Raw genomic sequence first — 19,094 nt, forward strand, 5'->3', positions numbered from 1 at the left:
AGGCGCGAAACCGTTCGCGCCTAGTCGCTCTATCAGCTAGTTACTTGGTTATTTACTTCGCTTAATGCAATTTTATGCTTCATTTCTTCTTCATACCATAGCGCCATAAAACACTCAGTTAGTTTATGCTCTATGTCCAGTGCCTGCTCGGTTGGGCAAAATAGCGTAAAGCGTGCTCTAAACTCCCCCAATTCGGTTGTTCCAAAGTGTATTTCAGGTGCTGGGCCCGATATTTTTGCATCTAGTTTTCGCTCAATAATCGAGTTATAACGAGTGGCGAGCTCTTCAAACTCTTCACAGTACATTTTAGCTTTTACCGAGAGCGTGTCGTAAATTGGGTAAGGGTTAAAGCTCTCTTTTCGAACAATAGTAAAGCTATGAGTTGCAAAGCGTTTTACATAATTTAGATTTTTAATCGGGCTGGTGATGAGTTTATTATTAGGTATGTAAATCGTTTTTCTTGAAAACTGATAAGTGTGCATGTCTATTTCATGCATGGTTGTTTTTATCCAGTCTGTTTCTGCTACTTCACCGTAATATTCACCGACTTGCACCCAGTCGCCTACCCTAAATGGCCGTGTGGTGACTAAGTAAAAAAAGCCAATAACACATTGAATAAATTCTCGCGTAGCTAAAACAATGGCAACCGCAAAGGCCGCAATAGATAACGCAAAATTTTGAATTTCAGTCGACCACACAAACAACAGCGATAGCACCAACACAAAATTAATAAAATGCTTAATGTTATGAGCAATGTAGCGAATATCTTTGTCTTTTTTTTCTGCGCGGTTTCTCGCTAATTTATCAACAAGTACTTTTAATCCAAGTGCAAAACTAAGCATAACAATTGAAACAAGAAACGGGTGTAGCAATATATCAGTAATCATAATATCCAGTTGTAGGTATGTTGATAAACACACGCTAGTATATTGAGTTATTTAGCTAATAAGCAAATTTTACCCTAATAAAAAGGCCCCTTAACACATAACTGTAAGGGGCCTAGTTAAATTAGTAAATAACTTGAACTCTGGTTAAGAGATTTATTATCCAGAGTTTAGGTTAAATAGCTTAGCGCATGGTAACAAACTCTTCAGAGCCCGTTGGATGTAGTGCAACAACAGCATCAAAGTCAGCTTTAGTTGCGCCCATTTTCATCGCTACGGCAAAGCCCTGAATCATTTCATCAACGGCAAAACCAAGCCCATGTAAGCCAACCACTTTTTCCTCTTCCCCTGCGCAAACTAGCATCATATTACATGCTTGGCGGTGCTGAGTTACCGCGGTGTACATAGCAGCAAAGCTTGATTTATACACTTTCACGTTTTCGCCACCGTATTGAGAAATCGCTTCTTGCTCGGTTAAACCAATGGTGCCGATAGGTGGATGACTAAATACGACTGTTGGTACTAGGCTGTAATCCATTTTTAAATCATCAGGGAGTGCTTTATTAAATAAGCGTTCTGATAACGTGCGGCCTGCTTTAACTGCCACAGGAGTAAGCTCAATACCGCCTTCAATAATATCACCCACTGCATAAACGTTTTTAGCAGTCGTATTTTGGTATTCATCTACTTTTACATAACCGCTTTCATTTACTTCTACACCGGCTGCCGCAAGATTTATTTTGTCTGTTGTAGGTGTACGACCAATGGCCCAAATAACTTGGTCAACATTTTGGCTGTAACCGTTTTCAAAATGAATAGTTAAACTGCCGTCACTTTCTTTGATTACTTCTTTAGGGGAGCATTCAGTATGAAGAGTCGGACCTTCTTTAGCCATAATATCGACGAGCGTGTCGATTATGTAGGGGTCAAATGTACGTAGAGGCTTACTTTTACGCACGAATAAATGTGTTTCTGTGCCTAAACTATGTAATACACCCGCAATTTCTACGGCAATGTAACCTGCACCGATTACAGCTACGCGTTTAGGCTGTTCATTAAGTTCAAAAAAGCCATTTGAATCAATACCATGCTCAGCGCCCGGAATGTTTGGAATAGTAGGGCGCCCACCTACAGCCACTAAAATATGATCGGCGGTGTAGTGTTCACCATTTACTTCTACTGTTTTGCTGTCGATAAAGGTAGCAAAGCCTTTAATAACGGTAACGCCATTACTTGCTAAACCGTTGTCGTACCCTTTATGAATTCGGCCAATATAGGCTTCACGACTTTCTACTAGCTTACTCCAATTAAAGTCTTTTACCTCAACGTTAAAACCGTAATCGGGTGCATATAAGTTAATTGCTTCGGCTACTTGTGCGCCGTGCCACATAACCTTTTTAGGCACACAGCCTACGTTTACACAGGTACCACCCATGTGTTTTGCTTCAATAAGTGCCACTTTAGCACCGCGCATTGCAGCTCTGTTTGCAGAAGCAATGCCACCGCTGCCACCGCCAATTGCAATGTAATCAAAGTGTTGTGTCATTTTAAGTCCTTAGGCGTTGAGTTTTATGCGCATAAGCATAACATTAAGTTTTAAAAATAAAGAGTGTTTAGATGACCTATGTTGAGTAAAAAAACATTCACATTTACAGCCTTATCGATATAAAGCGATACGTTAAGTCAGTACCAAACAGAATATCTGCAGTACGTAACCGGGCTCGCTTTAGATTGCATTACCTGTAGGCATTTCATTATTACCGAGCCTAAAAGTAGTTATTAATGGCTTTTGAATAGCTAGATTAATAAAAAGTATGTTGTTTTTTAACTTTTAGACCCAATCTAAAAATGAAATGCATTAACGCAAAGAGAGTATTTATGAGCAACCCACTAATTGGCCTTGAAGGCTTACCACCATTTTCTAAAATTAAGCCTGAATTTGTAGTACCGGCACTTAAAGACGGAATAGCAAATTGTCGAAAAGCCATCGAAGACGTACTTGCGAAAAAGTCATACACGTGGGATGACTTAGTGTTACCACTTGAAGAAGCCGACGATAAACTATCGCGATTATTTTCGCCTGTTTCTCATTTAAATTCTGTTATGAATAACGACGAACTGCGTGAAGCATACGAGCAGTGTTTACCGCTTATTTCTGAGTACTCTACGTTTGTTGGTCAGCATCAAGGTTTATACGAAGCGTATAATGCTTTGTACAACAGTGACGAATTTAAAACACTCACCACAGCACAACAAAAATCAATTACTAACGCCTTGCGTGACTTTAAATTGTCGGGTATTGCATTAGCGAGCGAAGATCAAAAGCGTTACGGCGAAATTAGTGCGCGTTTATCTGAGCTTTCATCTAAGTTTGGTAACAATGTAATGGATGCGACCTTGGCGTGGCACAAGCACATTACTGATGAAGCCGATTTAGCCGGACTCCCCGAGTCTGCACTAGCGCTTGCTGCTGATACAGCTAAAAGTAAAGAGCTGGACGGTTGGGTATTTACGCTTGATTTTCCATCTTACTTGCCAATTATGACTTACGCTGATAACCGTGAACTTCGTAAAGAAACCTACACCGCATTTAGCACACGCGCATCTGATCAAGGCCCAAATGCGGGAGAGTTTGATAACTCAGACATAATGAAAGAAGCACTTGCACTTCGCCATGAGCTTGCGCAGTTATTAGGGTTTAAAAGCTACGCTGAAAAATCATTAGCAACAAAAATGGCTGAAACACCAGAGCAAGTGTTTTCGTTCTTAGAAGATTTAGCCGCTAAATCTAAGCCGCAAGCAGAGCAAGAAGTGGCAGAACTCAGAGCGTATGCAGCACAAAAACACGGAATTACAGAGTTAGAAGCGTGGGACTTTGGCTACTATGGCGAAAAACTAAAACAAGAAAAATACGCAATTTCTGATGAAGTACTACGTCCTTATTTTCCTGCTAATAAAGTATTGAGTGGCTTATTTGAAACAGTTAACCGCTTATTTGGCATTAGCGTAAACGAAGTAACCGATTTTGACACATACCACAAAGATGTGCGCTTTTTTGAAATTGTTGATAGCAATAACACGCTACGAGGACGTTTTTACTTAGATCTTTACGCACGCGATCGCAAACGCGGTGGCGCGTGGATGGACGATTGTATGGGTCGTAAGGTACGCGCTAATGGCGAGTTACAAACCCCTGTAGCTTACTTAGTATGTAACTTTAATAAAGCGGTAGGCGATAAACCAGCTTTGTTTACCCATAATGAAGTAACGACTTTATTCCATGAGTTTGGCCACGGTATTCACCACATGCTGACTCAAGTTGATGCTGCTCCCGTAGCAGGTATTAATGGCGTAGCATGGGATGCCGTAGAGCTACCAAGTCAATTTTTAGAGAACTGGTGTTACGAGGAAGAAGCGCTGAGCTTTATTTCGGGCCATTTTGAAACCGGCGAGCCATTACCAAAAGAATTGCTTGATAAGTTATTGGCCGCTAAAAACTATAACTCAGGCATGCAAATGCTGCGTCAAATTGAGTTTTCGTTATTTGATTTTAAAATTCATAACGATTATGTCGCGGGCGAGCCGTGTCAAATCCAAGCTGTATTAAACGATGTGCGCAGTCGTACATCCGTTGTTCACGCTCCTGAGTTTAACCGTTTCCAGCACGGGTTTAGCCATATTTTTGCAGGTGGCTACAGTGCCGGTTATTACTCGTATAAATGGGCTGAAGTATTATCGGCCGATGCTTACGCTAAGTTTGAGGAGGAAGGAATTTTTAACCCACAAACAGGGCAAGCCTTCATGCAGCATATTCTAGAAAAAGGCGGCAGTGAAGAGCCTATGGAATTATTTAAAAACTTCCGAGGCCGCGAGCCACGTGTTGATGCGTTACTTCGCCACAGCGGCATTTCAGCTTAAAAATATATCGTTTATTAAATTTAACAAAAGCGCCTTTTAGGCGCTTTTTTTATTGTTTTTAGATAATAGGCTATAAACGTTAGTAATTTCAGCACGCCGTACTATGCTCTAAGCATGCTCAACTAAACGGATTTGTGTATGGAAAAGTTAGTACTTACCATTGATGACGATAAATTAACCCACCTCATTATTGAAGAGTCTCTAGCTGGGTTTTGTAAACTTCTTCATGCTAAAGAGGGCGAGGAGGGGCTAAGGTTAATAAACGAACATAAACCCGATATTATCCTTCTCGACATAGAAATGCCGGGTAAGTCGGGTTATCAAGTCTGCCAAGAAATAAAACAAAATGCCGATACAAAAGATATTCCGGTTATGTTTTTGTCATCAAAAGAAGCGCTTATCGACCGAGTGAAAGGCTACAGCGTTGGTGCGTCTGACTACATAATGAAACCGTTTAATGCACAGGAGCTAATGGCGCGTATTAAAATACTTTATGCGTATCGCCAGCAATGCGTCAAACTCGAAAGCGATATAAATAAAGCCAACAAAACGGCTGCAATGGCGATGACCGAGTCGGGAGATATGGGTCGAATTATGCGCTACGTTGGACAAAGTTATCATGCCAACAGCTTACAAACGTTGAGTGAGTTCTTCTTAGGGTTTTTTACTCCTCTTAATTTGGATGTAGTGGTTGTATTTTGGTATCAGCATAAAAGTGAATTTTACAGCTTACAAGGTGGTGTATGCCCACTAGTGCAGGAGTTATTGGCGCAACATAAAGATGCACAGCGGTTTGTTGATATAGGCGAGAGCACTATCATTAATTATCCAAAACTATCGTTGCTGGTAAAAAATATGCCCGTCGATGAGAGCGAAAAATATGGGCGTTATAAAGATTTGTTTCCTCATATTTTAGAGGTTACCAATGAAAAGGTCGTTACTATGGAAAGAAACGAAAAAAATTACCAGCAAGCTGAACAAATTAGCACGGCACTGGAAGATATAATAAGCCAGTTTAATGCTCAAAATATCACGCAAAGTAATGTAGCAGAGCAGTTTTGTGCACAACTAGAGGCATTAAATACAGCCATTGAGCTTCAAAAGAATAATTTAAACCCCGCCGATATTGATTCATGTATATCGCAGCTCGAACATACTATGCAGTTACTGGTGTCTGCCAATAGCGATTTAGCGTTTATAAAATATCAGTTTGAGCAAGTAACACAAAGCCGCAGTGAGTTTTTACAGAGTTTACGCCATAAAGTTGAAGACATTGAGCCGGCAAATGACCAAGACCCTGACATAGAGCTATTTTAGTGCGCTTAAGCTCGCTGGTTGATATACTCTGGCGGTATTTTATCGTCGGAGTGTATTGTGGTTATTCAGTGTGCCTTTAAAGAGTGTCGCCCGTATTTAAATGAATTAGAAACGCGTTTTGGTTTAGTAAATTGGCAACAAAATAGCCAAGGTTTTAGCCTGCACTATGACGATACAGGGCTGAGTTTATTTAAAACTGATGAACCTAAATTAGGTGCCATTAACGTTGATTTTGTTACCGGAGCAGCCGCTCACAGGCGAAAATTTGGTGGCGGTAAGGGGCAAGCTATTGCAAAAGCGGTTGGCCTTAATAAAGGGGCAACGCCTGTAGTACTGGATGCAACCGCAGGTTTGGGCCGCGATGGCTTTGTATTAGCATCATTAGGGTGCAAGGTTATTTTACATGAGCGTCATCCGGTGGTTGCTGCACTGCTGGCCGATGGTTTAAACAGAGCTTACAGCGACACAGAAATTGGCCCTTGGATGAAAGACAATATGAGCTTAGTGTTTGGCTCCAGCCACACGTTACTTGCCCAATGTGAAAGCATGCCCGATGTGGTTTATTTAGATCCTATGTTCCCACACCGTGAAAAGTCAGCCTTAGTAAAAAAAGAAATGCGCGTATTTCAAGAGTTAGTAGGTGCAGATACCGACGCCGATGATTTACTTGAATTTGCCTACCCACTTGCCAGCAAGCGAGTGGTGGTTAAGCGCCCTGATTACGCCCCGTTTTTAAATGACAAAACCCCCAGCATGCAAATTAAAACTAAAAAGAACCGTTTTGATGTGTATGTAAAAGCGGCCATGGTTTAAAGGCCCTTATTACGAGTGTTGATCGGGTTTAAGGATCTAGGATCTTAGTGTGCTTTTATGTTAGAATTCGCGCAATTTTTTGGCATTAGTAAGAAGCACAGCAATGATCTTAGACGATATTCGCGTTGTTTTAGTTAACACATCACACTCAGGTAATATAGGTTCGGCGGCTCGCGCCATGAAAACAATGGGTTTATCAAAACTCTATTTAGTTGACCCTGCTTGTGAAATTGATAGCCATGCAAGTGCGTTATCTGCAGGTGCCAGCGATGTATTAGGCAATGCAGTGATTGTTGATAAGCTTGAAGACGCTATTGCTGATTGTGCATTAACCATTGGTACAAGCGCACGTTCGCGCACGCTTTCATGGCCTATGGTTGAGCCTCGCGAGTGTGGTGAAAAGCTGGTGGCAGAAGCTGAAAATGGTCCTGTGGCATTAGTGTTTGGCCGTGAAAACAGTGGTTTAACTAACGAAGAGCTACAGCTGTGTAATTACCATGTATGCATTCCAGCTAACCCAGAATATAGCTCGCTAAATCTTGCTATGGCTGTGCAAACTTTGTCTTACGAAACACGTATGGCATTTTTAAATAAGCAACCTAAGCAAGAAGCACAAGACGACACCGTTTACCCTAACTCAAAACAAACAGAGTTATTTTACGATCACCTAGAAGAAACACTTTATAACACAGGTTTTATTATCAAACAGCACCCAGGTATTGTGATGACAAAGCTTCGTCGTTTATTTAACCGTGCACGCCCAGAAGAGGCTGAAATGAACATTTTGCGCGGTATTCTTACCTCTATAAATAAATCGATTCCTAAGTAAGGTATAGCAATTAGTTATATAAACGGGTGTTTAAATAACTGGCTAATACTTGACTAAATTACTCAGGTAATTACAATGGAGACAATACTTGACCAAACAGGTCAGGTATTAAAAATTTGTTAACTACATTCACTTTGAGCGATATGTTTTTAAATCAAATTTTTATCAAGTGATAATACTTGACTAATTTACTCTGGTAATTAAAATTTGCACTCTTTGTGCAGGGGGCGTTATGAAATTAACATCAAAAGGCCGATATGCCGTTACAGCGATGCTTGATGTTGCGCTGCACACAGGTGTTGGTCCTGTCGCCCTTGCTGATATTTCACAAAGACAAGAAATTTCTTTGTCATACCTTGAACAATTATTTGCTCGGCTGCGTAAAAATGGCTTGGTAAGTTCGGTTCGAGGACCTGGTGGCGGCTATTTACTAGGGCGAGAAGCCGGTGTTATTTCTGTTGGTGACATTATTACCGCAGTTGATGAATCGGTTGATGCAACACGTTGCCAAGGCGCCAACACTGGCTGCCAAAGCGGTATGCGCTGTTTAACCCATAATTTATGGTCAGACTTGAGCGCACGTATAGAAGAATTTTTGAACAGTATTACCCTTGCTGAATTGGTGGAAAAATCAGATGTGAAAGAAATTGCATCGCGCCAAGATAACAGTATCAATAACGCAATTAAGCAGTTGGAAAACATTCAAGTAAGCTGTCAACTTTAAGGTTGACCTGCAGCGGAGAGAGAAATGAAGTTACCGATTTATTTAGATTACGCAGCAACCACGCCTGTTGATGAGCGTGTTGCTAAAGAAATGATGCAATGCCTTACAATGGACGGTAAATTTGGTAACCCTGCATCACGTTCACACCGTTTTGGTTGGCAAGCTGAAGAAGCCGTTGACCAAGCACGTACAGATATTGCTGATTTAGTAAATGCAGACCCACGTGAAATTGTGTTCACTTCGGGTGCAACTGAATCAAATAACCTAGCTATTAAAGGTGCAGCACAGTTTTACAAAAAGAAAGGTAAGCACGTTATTACCGCTAAAACTGAGCACAAAGCAGTCATCGACACATGTCGCGAATTAGAACGTCAAGGTTTTGAAGTAACCTATATGGACGTTGAAGAAAATGGCTTGCTTGATCTGCAAAAGCTAGCAGACACAATGCGTGACGACACAGTACTTGTTAGCATCATGCACGTGAATAACGAGCTAGGTGTAATTCAAGACATTGCGACGATTGGCGAAATGTGTCGTGAACGTAAAATCATGTTCCACGTAGATGCTGCGCAAAGTGCAGGTAAAGTACTTATTGACGTACAACAACTTAAAGTTGATTTTATGTCGTTCTCTGCGCACAAAGCATACGGCCCTAAAGGTGTAGGTGCGCTTTACGTTCGTCGTAAACCACGTGCTCGTTTAGAAGCGCAAATGCACGGTGGCGGTCATGAGCGTGGTATGCGTTCAGGTACACTTGCAACTCATCAGTTAGTGGGTATGGGTACTGCATTTAGAATCGCAAAAGAAGATTTTGAAAAAGATTTTGCACACATCAGCGCATTACGTAAACGCCTAATCGACGGCATTATGGCTGATATGGACGAAGTATATTTTAACGGCACACAAGACCAATCAGTACCGGGTATTGTAAACATCAGCTTTAACTTTGTTGAAGGTGAATCGTTACTTATGGCAGTAAAAGACATTGCGGTATCGTCAGGTTCAGCCTGTACATCTGCAAGCTTAGAGCCTTCTTATGTTTTACGTGCACTTGGCCGTAACGACGAATTAGCACACAGCTCAATTCGTTTCAGTATTGGTCGTTTTACTACCGAAGAAGAGATTGATTACACCGTTGAATTAATGAAAAACTCTATCGGTCGCCTACGTGAAATGTCTCCACTTTGGGAGATGCATCAAGAAGGTGTTGATTTAGATTCAGTTGAATGGGCTCACCACTAATAATTAGTGATGTAGGCACATACCCTAGCAGGTAATGAGGATAGAATTATGGCGTACAGTGATAAAGTAATCGACCACGTAGAAAACCCACGTAACGTAGGTGCTCTAGACAAAAACGATCCGTCAGTGGCAACGGGTATGGTAGGCGCACCAGCATGTGGTGACGTAATGAAATTGCAAATTAAAGTATCGGATACTGGCGTTATTGAAGATGCAAAATTCAAAACCTACGGTTGTGGCAGCGCAATTGCCTCTTCTTCACTTGTAACAGAGTGGGTTAAGGGTAAAACACTTGATGAAGCAGCAACCATCAAAAACACTGATATCAGTGCTGAGCTAGAATTACCACCAGTGAAAATTCACTGTTCAATTTTAGCCGAAGATGCAATTCAAGCAGCAATTGCAGACTACAAAAGCAAACAAGCGAAGTAAGAAGAGAAACTCATGGCAGTGACATTGACAGATGCGGCAGCAAACCGCGTACAATCATTTTTAGCAAACCGCGGCAAAGGGTTAGGTCTGCGCGTTGGCATTAAAACGACGGGCTGTTCAGGTCTTGCTTATGTACTTGAGTTTGTTGACGAGTTAAACGAAGACGATGAAACCTTTGCGGCTAAAGGCGTTACTTTAATAGTTGACGCAAAAAGCTTAGTTTACATCGATGGCACAGAGCTCGATTACACTAAAGAAGGCTTAAATGAAGGGTTTAAATTTAATAACCCTAACCAAGCTGACGAGTGTGGTTGTGGCGAAAGCTTTACCGTTTAATTGCTACGTGTAATTGTATTTTGAAGCCCTGCAACTGTAGGGCTTTGTTATTTCTGAATATTACTGGTTGAAGCTATGCGTTACTTTGAATTATTTGCAGTGCCCGTTGATTATAATATTGATTTAGCAACGATTAATAAAAATTACCTAGAATTACAGCGTGCTGTACATCCCGACCGCCATGCCAATGCAAGCAGCCGTGATAAGTTAATGTCTGTGCAAAGTGCTGCAGAAATTAACGATGCCTTGCAAACACTTAAGCATCCAGTTAAACGTGCTGAGTATATGTTAAGCGAGCTGGGAGTTGATATTCGCGCCGAGCAACAAACACTGCAAGATCCATTATTTTTAATGCAACAAATGGAATTGCGCGAAGAGCTTGAAGAGCTTGCATCAGCGAGTGACCCGGATGCGGCCATTGCTAATTTTGAAAAACAAATAAAACAACTTAACGAGCAATACAGTGCACAACTTGCAGAACAGTTAGCAAGCAGCAACGAGCAACAGTACCAACTAGCTGCTGATAATATTCGTAAACTGAAGTTTGTTTATAAATTACGTGACGAACTAGAACGCATTGAAGACAGTTTATTTGACGATTAATTACTTGCTGTAAAGCGAGCAAAACGAGTTTAAAGAGCATTATGGCATTATTGCAAATTGCTGAGCCGGGGCAAAGCGCGGCACCACACGAACACAAACTAGCCATAGGTATTGACCTTGGCACTACTAATTCATTAGTTGCTACCGTACAAAGTGGCGAAGCGCGCACTTTAACAGATGAGTTAGGTGCGGCAATGTTGCCGTCGGTTGTTCGTTATCAAGCCGGTGGTATTACTGTGGGTAGCGATGCGGCTCAAGCTGCAACACAAGACCCTGCAAATACACTTATTTCGGTAAAGCGTTTTTTAGGCAAAACACAGGTTGAAATAGAGCAAAGCTACGGCCAATTACCGTATCAATTTTGTGAAGATAATGGCTCGCTTGCCATTCAAACTGAAGCTGGAAAAGTCAGCCCAGTTAAAGCGTCAAGCCACATATTAGCCGCGTTGAAAGCGCGTGCAGAACAAAGTTTTGGTAATCAAGAAATTTTAGGCGCTGTTATTACTGTTCCTGCGTATTTCGATGATGCTCAGCGTCAAAGTACTAAAGATGCAGCAGAGCTGGCTGGCATTAATGTATTACGCTTGTTAAACGAGCCAACAGCGGCGGCTGTTGCCTATGGTTTAGATTCGGGCCAAGAAGGGATCATTGCCGTTTACGACTTAGGCGGTGGTACATTTGATATTTCTGTTCTTCGTTTACACCAAGGTGTGTTTGAAGTAATGGCAACTGGCGGTGACTCAAGCTTAGGTGGTGACGATTTTGATTCACTACTCGTTGATTACTTTAAGCAGCAAACCGGTGTGTCAGCGTTATCACCTTCGGTTTTACGTTTATTTATTAACAAAGCCAAAGCCTGTAAAGAAGCGTTAAGCCAATACGCAAAAGTAAATGTAGGGCTTGAGTTTGACGGGCAAAACCACACGGTAGAAGTAACGCGCGAAACATTTGACGAAATGGCTATGCCACTGGTTAAAAAAACACTGCGTTCGTGTCGCCGAGCTGTTAAAGATGCTGGCATTGAAAACGAAGAAGTTTTACAAGTTATTATGGTCGGCGGTTCAACGCGTATGCCACTGGTACGCAGCCAAGTACATAGCTTTTTTGATAAAGAACCGCTAACCTCAATCGACCCTGACCGCGTTGTGGCATTGGGTGCAGCACTACAAGCAGACGTGCTCATTGGCAATAAGCCAGACTCAGACATGTTATTACTTGATGTACTGCCACTGTCGCTTGGACTTGAAACCATGGGCGGTTTGGTTGAAAAAATTATTCCGCGTAACACCACTATTCCGGTAGCGCGTGCTCAAGAATTTACGACGTTTAAAGATGGCCAAACGGCGATGTCTTTGCATGTATTACAAGGTGAGCGTGAGCTGGTTGACGATTGTCGTTCACTTGCTAAGTTTAGCTTAAAAGGTATTCCACCAATGGCAGCAGGCGCTGCGCATATTCGGGTTACCTTTAAAGTAGATGCTGATGGTTTATTAAGTGTTTCAGCGATGGAAAAATCAACGGGTGTGCAAGCCGAAATTCAGGTTAAACCTTCGTTTGGTTTATCTGACGACCAAGTGGCTAACATGCTAAAAGAGTCGATGAGCAACGCAAAAGACGACATGCAAGCACGTATGCTTAAAGAGCAACAAGTTGAGGCTCTTCGTGTTATTGAGGCACTAAATGCTTCATTAGATGCTGATGGCGCGTTACTTGATGACGCTCAGCTTACAAGTTTAAGAGCTGAAATTGCAGAGCTGGTAAAAGTGCGCGAAAATGCTCAACAACCTAGCGAAATTAAAGCGGCTATCGAAAAAGTAGATAACGCCAGTAGTGAATTTGCATCGCGCAGAATGGATGCATCAATTAAAAAAGCCCTAACGGGTCAGTCAGTAGACAACATTTAAGAGAGATTAGAATGCCACAAATTGTTTTTCTTCCACATCCTGAATTGTGTCCTGACGGCGCTGCAATTGAAGCACCTGAGGGGCAAACAGTGCTCGACGCGGCGCTTAAAAATGGCATAAGCATTCCACATGCATGTGAAAAGTCGTGTGCCTGTACTACCTGTCATTTAGTTATTCGTGAAGGGTTTGATTCACTTGATGAAAGTGACGACCTAGAAGACGATATGCTAGACAAAGCGTGGGGCTTAGAGCCTGAGTCGCGCCTTGGTTGCCAAGCAATAATTAGAGATGAAGACTTAGTGGTTGAAATACCTAAGTACAATCTCAATATCGTTAATGAAGAGCACTAGTTTTTAATTAACGACTAATCTATTAAAAGCCGCTGTTTAATACAGCGGCTTTTTTGTTTGTAAATTGTAGGCGTGACGAGTAAAGCTCGTAAGTTATTTTGTAGACGTAAAGAGTTAGCCTTGGCTCTATGCCACGCATTAAAAGCTAACCCCTAAAATATTTTTCGGAGGTGTACTTTGAGTAATCTAATTTTTTGTGACTCGTTTATTGATGGTGAATTTTATAAAACCAATGAACATTTTAGCGTTAACGATCCCGCTACCCAACAAAGTATTATTGAAGTAAGTGATATAGACGAGCAAGGCGTTAATAGCACCATAACTGCCGCACAGGGCGCTTTTGTAAAATTAAAAAACACTAACGCCACTGAGCGTAGTGAAACGCTAATGCGCTGGTATGAGCTTGTGATCAAGCACAAACAAGCATTAGCTGAATTAATGACTAAAGAGCAAGGTAAGCCGCTTAAAGAATCGCTGGGCGAAATAGATTACGGTGCAGGCTTTATAAAATGGTTTGCAGAAGAAGCCAAGCGAAGTTATGGCGATGTGATCCCACCTACCGACAAGAACCACCGTTTAACCAGTTTTAAGCAGCCTGTAGGCGTTGTAGCAGGTATTACTCCTTGGAACTTCCCGGTTGCTATGGTGACACGTAAAGTGGCGCCAGCATATGCTGCAGGCTGTAGTTTTATATTAAAGCCTTCTGAGCATACGCCGCTATGCGCGATTGCATTAGCATACCTAGCCGACCAAGCTGGCTTTGTTAAAGGGGCATTTAACGTACTTGTATCGCAAGACGCAAAAACAGTGGGTAAAATGCTCACTGACTCACATATTATCCGTAAGTTTACTTTTACTGGCTCTACAGGTGTTGGTAGCCAATTACTTAAGCAATGTGCCGACACGGTTAAGCGTACCTCAATGGAATTAGGCGGCAATGCGCCGTTTATCATTTTTGATAATGCGGATCTCGATGATGCGATTGACGGGCTTATGGCGGCTAAATTTAGAAACAGTGGCCAAGCATGTGTAGCCGCAAACCGCATTTTTATTCAGCGCAGTATTTTAGATGAAGTGCTGAGTAAAATTACGCCTAAAGTAGCCTCATTAAAAGTAGCCAATGGGTTTGAAGAGGACGTAGATATTGGCCCGCTAATTTATCCAAAAGCGAAAGAGAAAGTGCAGCAGCTTGTGCAAGATGCACTTGATAAAGGCGCAGACCTAATAGGGGATAACAGCAGCTTAGGCGGCAGCTTTCAAAACCCGCTCATTGTTACTAACGTAACGACTGAAATGGATATATACCACGAAGAAGTATTTGGCCCTGTATTAACGGTCATCCCTTTTGATGAAGAGGCTGAAGTGCTTGCGCTTGCTAATGATGTGCCCTATGGGTTAGCCGCTTATTTTTATAGCCAAGATTTAAAACAAGTTTACCGCATTAGTGAAGGGCTTGAATTTGGCATGATAGGCGTAAATGAAGGGGTTATATCAAACCCCGTTGCTCCGTTTGGTGGGGTAAAACAATCTGGCTTAGGGCGAGAGGGTGGACACCAAGGACTTAATGAATACCTAGAAGAAAAGTACGTATGTATTAAAATTTAACAGCAATCCGCGATTTTACGCTTAAGGTTCTTAGGCTGTGTTTCGGTAACGTTTGTTTATTACAATAATATGGCGAAATCATGAACTTTTCTTTTTGCTATTGATACAGCAAGGACTAAGTGCTACCTTTGCCACATATTTTTTGTTAATAAAACAACACTAAAAACCAAATAAAAAGTAAAAGGATTTCTATAAGTAGAAATAACCCCGTGTGTAAATGCCACCGTAAGGTGGCATTTTTTTGTTCAGCGTCGTTAATTTTAGTAGGGCATTAACGGATTGATTTATATCCAGGTAGGTTATTAAGGTCTACGTCATCAAGCTGTTCTGGATTTGCGTATTCACTAATATAATTTTTGTACACTCCGGATTCGATAAAAACAGCGAAAATATCAGGGTCTAAGTGGTTTTTTTCGACCATAGTACCGAGTATAAATAAACACTCACTTACCGGCTTTGCCTTTTTGTAAGGCCTATCTACCGCTGAAAGTGCTTCAAATATATCGGTAATTGCCATTAACCGAGCAGGTATCGACATTTGCTCTTTGGTTAGACCCCTTGGGTAACCTGTACCATCGAGTTTTTCATGATGCCCTAATGCATACTCAGATACTTTACTTAAGTGTTTAGGGAACGGCAGGGCATCTAAAATATTTTTAGTGACATCCATATGACGCTTCATGACATCATGCTCGCCAGCGGTGAGCGTTCCTCTTCGTATTGACAGGTTTTCAACTTCATCATCATTGAGCAGTGGTGTGCGTATATCGTTGATCACTAAGTGATAGTGTTGTGCAATGCGTTCTATTTGGGCAAGTTCTTTATCGCCTAAAAATTCCCCACCCACATTAATGCGTTGTAATAAAGCACGGTCCAGTGCAACCTGCTTAAGCTCGGTATCGAGCAGTCGTTCGAGTTGCTGCACCTCTACAGGCTTACCATTTTTCATTGCTGAGATTATTTGTTCTTGGTAGTTAATTTTTAAATCTCGGCTAATGATCTCAAATTTGGCGTCTATGAAGCTGATACGATCAAAAATGGTTTCTAATTTAGTTGCCTTTTCCATAATGTGATCAGGGGTGGCGATTTTTCCGCAGTCATGTAACCAGCCAGCTATATCTAATTGATGACGGTCTGAGTCGCTCATAGAAAATGACGCTAATGGGCCCTTACTTATTGCATTTACCGCATCGGCCAACATTAACGTTAATGCGGGTACACGCTTACAATGTCCACCGGTATGAGGAGACTTTTCATCGATAGCCATTGCAATGGTTTCAGCAAAAGTAGAAAACAACTCTTCCATTTCTTTAATCAGTGATGAGTTAGTTAATGCAATAGCCCCTAATGAAGCAAACGAGCGTATTAGCGTGACGAGCTCTTCACTAAAGGGAATAATATTATTGTTGCTATCTTTTACGTTTATGAGCTGTATCACACCTAAAATATCATCTTGGTGATCTTTTAAAGGAATAGTTAGCATTGATTGCGTGCGATAACCTGTGCGGGCATCCATTTCTCGCGCAGCGCTCATGTCAAAAGGCAGTGCAGCGTAAACATCAGGAATATTAATTACTTTGCCTGAATTAACAGCATGGGCAACGATTGCTCGTTGGTTTGGTTTGCCATCGATACACAAGTCAATATTGGGAAAGCTAACAAAACGATCTGAACCACCCCCCAAGTATAAGTTAAGTGATTTATTGATCACTGTTTCAAACTTAAGCTGATCATCTTCTGTAATCGAATAAATACTGCCTGCATCTGAGTTAGCGATAGACATAACAACTTGTAAAATTTCGTCTAACAGCAGTTGTGGCTCTTTTTCGGTAGTAAGGCGAATACTAATATCGATAAAGTGCTGAAGGTTTGTTCTGTCTTTAATGTGCTGGGGCATATTTTTGCTACTTTTTTGTATGTACGAAGGCACCATTCCAATCCTTAGCGAGTGTTTGTATATCTGTACTTTGTATTCTTTCTATGTAAACACGGTAAACGCCTGCGTTTAATACAGCGTTATTTTCTAATTGCTCAAATAAGCTGAGCGCATTTTCCCATTCTTTGTTATGGAAAAGCGTGATGGCTTTAAGCGAGTTATCTATTTCGTTAAGCTGTACTTTATTGAGCTTATTCGTATAATTTATGGGTTCATATAGTGCAATTGAGGTTTTTTTTCCAACCACCTGTACTTTATCTATGAGCCTAAAAGTAATTGCTGAGCAAGCTTGCATTGTTTCTTCAGTGACCAGAATAGCGACACCGTAAAATTTGGTCAAGCTTTCGACTCTAGCACCTAAGTTAACCGCATCACCCAAAACTGTATAGGCTTTACGATATATTGAGCCCATGTCTCCTACATTCATGTCGCCAGAGCTTAAGCCTACTCCAATACTAATTGCAGGAAGGTTTTGCTGTGCAAACACGGCGTTTATTTCTATTAGGCCTTCGGTCATTGCTAGAGCCGCTTCTACGCCGTGTTGGGCGTGGTCTTTATCTATTAACGGGGCATTCCAAAATGCCATGACCATATCGCCAACGTATTTGTCGATAGTACCATTATTATCAAATATTATTTTAGTAATAGAGCTTAAGTATTGGTTTAAATACTCACTTAATTGATGAGCCGACATGCTCTCAGACAGTGACGTAAAACCTCTTATATCGGCAAATAAAACAGTCATATTTCTGCGTTCGCTGCTTTTAACCAGGTTACCGCCTTGCTCTATAAGCTGGTTGATACGTTCTGGTGGTACATATTGGTCAAACATCGTTTTTATTTTTTTGCTGTGTTTCATTTCAGCAATAGAACCAACAATAATGTAATAGCTAGCCAGAAGAGTGGTGAGTAATAAGGTCATGAATAAAGGAAGGCTCACCTTTTGTGCTGACCACAAATAAAAATTTATAGCGACGACAACACCAGCAACAATAATTGAGAGTGCCAAAATAAAACGTGCGGTTTTGCCAATACTAAAAAACGACAGCACAAGGCCAGTAATAATAATAATGATCAAACTGGCGCCAAGTGACCAACTCGGTTTTGAAGGAAGTAGTTGTGGGTTCATGAGTCCTTCAAATATATTGGCATGAACTTCAACTCCCGGGTATTGTAAGCCCACAGGTGTGGATCGTAAGTCAGCCAACCCCACAGCAGAGGTGCCAATAAACGCGACACTTCCTTCAAGTTCTTTCAAGCCAACTCGTTGGGTTAGCACATCGGTTGCTGAGTAATACGGAAAGCTTCGAGCAGCCCCTTTATAAGGAATAAGTACTTGTCCGTATTCATCAGTTTGGATCCATTTATTGTGAAACTTAATGCCTTCAAATAGGGTTATACCATTTGATGTCGTTGAGCGTGTTTCTATTGTGTTGGCTAATGTGTACAAACGGGCGGCCTCAAGGGCCAACGAAGGGTAAAGGGTATCACCTACACGATTAATCAATGCTGCTTTTCGTATAAAGCCATCTTCATCACTATGTGCATTAATAAAACCTTGGCCTGATGCGGCATTTTGTAACTGAGGGATATTAATAATAGCACCCGGGTAGTCATTAATTTGCGAGTTGATGTGATCATCTTCTCGCCAAACCACGCTACTTTTAGATGGCGCTTTATGCTCACTTAATTTGTCGTTAATTAATAAAAACCCTAAGGTAATATCATTTTTTGCCAGCGCTTTAGCCAATTTTGTATCGGCATCTACTTGTTGTTTTATTGTCGAAAGGGGGGTCGAATACTTTGCCGAAAAGTCAGGAAGTTCAGTCATGATTTTAGTGACAGGGTTTACTTCAGGCTCCGAAAAAAATATATCGAAGGCGATAACAATAACACCAGCGTCAGTCAATTTAGTTACTAGCTCAGCTACTTTAGAGCGACTCCAAGGGAAGCGCCCCTGTTCTTGCATGCTTTTTTCATCAATATCGATGATCACTACAGATTCATTCACTTTTCTTGGTGTCTCTGCAAGGGTTAGTTGTAAGCGTGAATCGTAAATAATCCCTTCAACTCGGTTTAAAAGTTTAGCTACAGCGCCTGTCGAAAAAAATTCAATAGATGCTATGAGTAATGTGATCAATACACCAATATAAAAATGCTTTGATGTTATTTTTTTTAATAGGTTAATAGTCAAAGCTCCT

At 41.3% G+C, this 19,094-nt stretch carries 16 protein-coding genes; 12 read left to right on the forward strand and 4 right to left on the reverse strand.

The features are described from left to right. Window positions 1-32: 32 nt before the first annotated feature. On the reverse strand, window positions 33-887 hold the full coding sequence (locus tag ATS72_RS13360; RefSeq protein ID WP_058428265.1) for a mechanosensitive ion channel family protein: 855 nt from the start codon (window positions 885-887) through the stop codon (window positions 33-35). Between the two features lie 181 nt (window positions 888-1,068). Beyond that, window positions 1,069-2,430, reverse strand: coding sequence for a glutathione-disulfide reductase (gene gorA / locus ATS72_RS13365; protein ID WP_058428266.1), 1,362 nt, complete (start codon window positions 2,428-2,430; stop codon window positions 1,069-1,071). Between the two features lie 332 nt (window positions 2,431-2,762). Here gorA and prlC point away from each other — a divergent pair, with 332 nt between their 5' ends. The 12 genes from prlC to ATS72_RS13425 all read left to right on the forward strand — a co-directional run bounded on the left by prlC (window position 2,763) and on the right by ATS72_RS13425 (window position 14,957). Further along, entirely contained in the window at window positions 2,763-4,802 is a 2,040-nt protein-coding gene (prlC, locus tag ATS72_RS13370) for an oligopeptidase A (protein WP_058428267.1), read from the forward strand. Window positions 4,803-4,940: 138 nt separating this feature from the next. Further along, window positions 4,941-6,119 carry a response regulator gene (locus ATS72_RS13375; protein WP_058428268.1) on the forward strand — a complete coding sequence of 393 codons (1,179 nt, stop codon included), beginning with the start codon at window positions 4,941-4,943 and terminating at the stop codon, window positions 6,117-6,119. Window positions 6,120-6,176: 57 nt separating this feature from the next. Further along, entirely contained in the window at window positions 6,177-6,932 is a 756-nt protein-coding gene (locus ATS72_RS13380; protein ID WP_058429133.1) for a class I SAM-dependent methyltransferase, read from the forward strand. A gap of 103 nt (window positions 6,933-7,035) precedes the next feature. Next, on the forward strand, window positions 7,036-7,761 hold the full coding sequence (gene trmJ, locus ATS72_RS13385; RefSeq protein ID WP_039036282.1) for a tRNA (cytosine(32)/uridine(32)-2'-O)-methyltransferase TrmJ: 726 nt from the start codon (window positions 7,036-7,038) through the stop codon (window positions 7,759-7,761). Between the two features lie 232 nt (window positions 7,762-7,993). Then, a complete protein-coding gene (gene iscR / locus ATS72_RS13390; RefSeq protein ID WP_006791973.1) occupies window positions 7,994-8,485 on the forward strand; it encodes a Fe-S cluster assembly transcriptional regulator IscR in 492 nt (163 codons plus the stop codon). A gap of 24 nt (window positions 8,486-8,509) precedes the next feature. Then, a complete protein-coding gene (locus ATS72_RS13395) occupies window positions 8,510-9,727 on the forward strand; it encodes an IscS subfamily cysteine desulfurase (RefSeq protein ID WP_058428269.1) in 1,218 nt (405 codons plus the stop codon). Between the two features lie 48 nt (window positions 9,728-9,775). Continuing rightward, window positions 9,776-10,159: a Fe-S cluster assembly scaffold IscU gene (iscU, locus tag ATS72_RS13400; protein ID WP_006791975.1), complete on the forward strand. Its 384-nt coding sequence runs from the start codon at window positions 9,776-9,778 to the stop codon at window positions 10,157-10,159. A gap of 12 nt (window positions 10,160-10,171) precedes the next feature. Beyond that, on the forward strand, window positions 10,172-10,495 hold the full coding sequence (gene iscA, locus ATS72_RS13405) for an iron-sulfur cluster assembly protein IscA (protein ID WP_006791976.1): 324 nt from the start codon (window positions 10,172-10,174) through the stop codon (window positions 10,493-10,495). Between the two features lie 75 nt (window positions 10,496-10,570). After that, window positions 10,571-11,098, forward strand: coding sequence for a co-chaperone HscB (gene hscB, locus ATS72_RS13410; RefSeq protein WP_008131647.1), 528 nt, complete (start codon window positions 10,571-10,573; stop codon window positions 11,096-11,098). A gap of 41 nt (window positions 11,099-11,139) precedes the next feature. Beyond that, window positions 11,140-13,002 (forward strand): Fe-S protein assembly chaperone HscA, encoded by a 1,863-nt coding sequence (gene hscA, locus ATS72_RS13415; protein ID WP_058428270.1) that lies wholly within the window; start codon window positions 11,140-11,142, stop codon window positions 13,000-13,002. 11 nt (window positions 13,003-13,013) lie between these two features. After that, window positions 13,014-13,352, forward strand: a complete 339-nt coding sequence (gene fdx, locus ATS72_RS13420; protein ID WP_006791979.1) for an ISC system 2Fe-2S type ferredoxin — start codon at window positions 13,014-13,016, stop codon at window positions 13,350-13,352. A 177-nt stretch (window positions 13,353-13,529) separates the two neighbouring features. Then, window positions 13,530-14,957, forward strand: a complete 1,428-nt coding sequence (locus tag ATS72_RS13425; RefSeq protein ID WP_058428271.1) for an NAD-dependent succinate-semialdehyde dehydrogenase — start codon at window positions 13,530-13,532, stop codon at window positions 14,955-14,957. Between the two features lie 271 nt (window positions 14,958-15,228). Here the strand turns inward: ATS72_RS13425 and ATS72_RS13430 are convergent, their stop codons facing one another. Both ATS72_RS13430 and ATS72_RS13435 read right to left on the reverse strand, forming a co-directional pair. Continuing rightward, a complete protein-coding gene (locus ATS72_RS13430; RefSeq protein WP_058428272.1) occupies window positions 15,229-16,890 on the reverse strand; it encodes an HD family phosphohydrolase in 1,662 nt (553 codons plus the stop codon). After that, on the reverse strand, window positions 16,862-19,087 hold the full coding sequence (locus ATS72_RS13435) for a CHASE2 domain-containing protein (protein ID WP_074210164.1): 2,226 nt from the start codon (window positions 19,085-19,087) through the stop codon (window positions 16,862-16,864). The genes ATS72_RS13430 and ATS72_RS13435 overlap by 29 nt, the downstream gene beginning before the upstream one ends. Window positions 19,088-19,094 lie beyond the last annotated feature (7 nt).

It is taken from the genome of Pseudoalteromonas sp. 13-15 (genome assembly GCF_001468205.2).
Lineage (GTDB): Bacteria > Pseudomonadota > Gammaproteobacteria > Enterobacterales > Alteromonadaceae > Pseudoalteromonas > Pseudoalteromonas marina.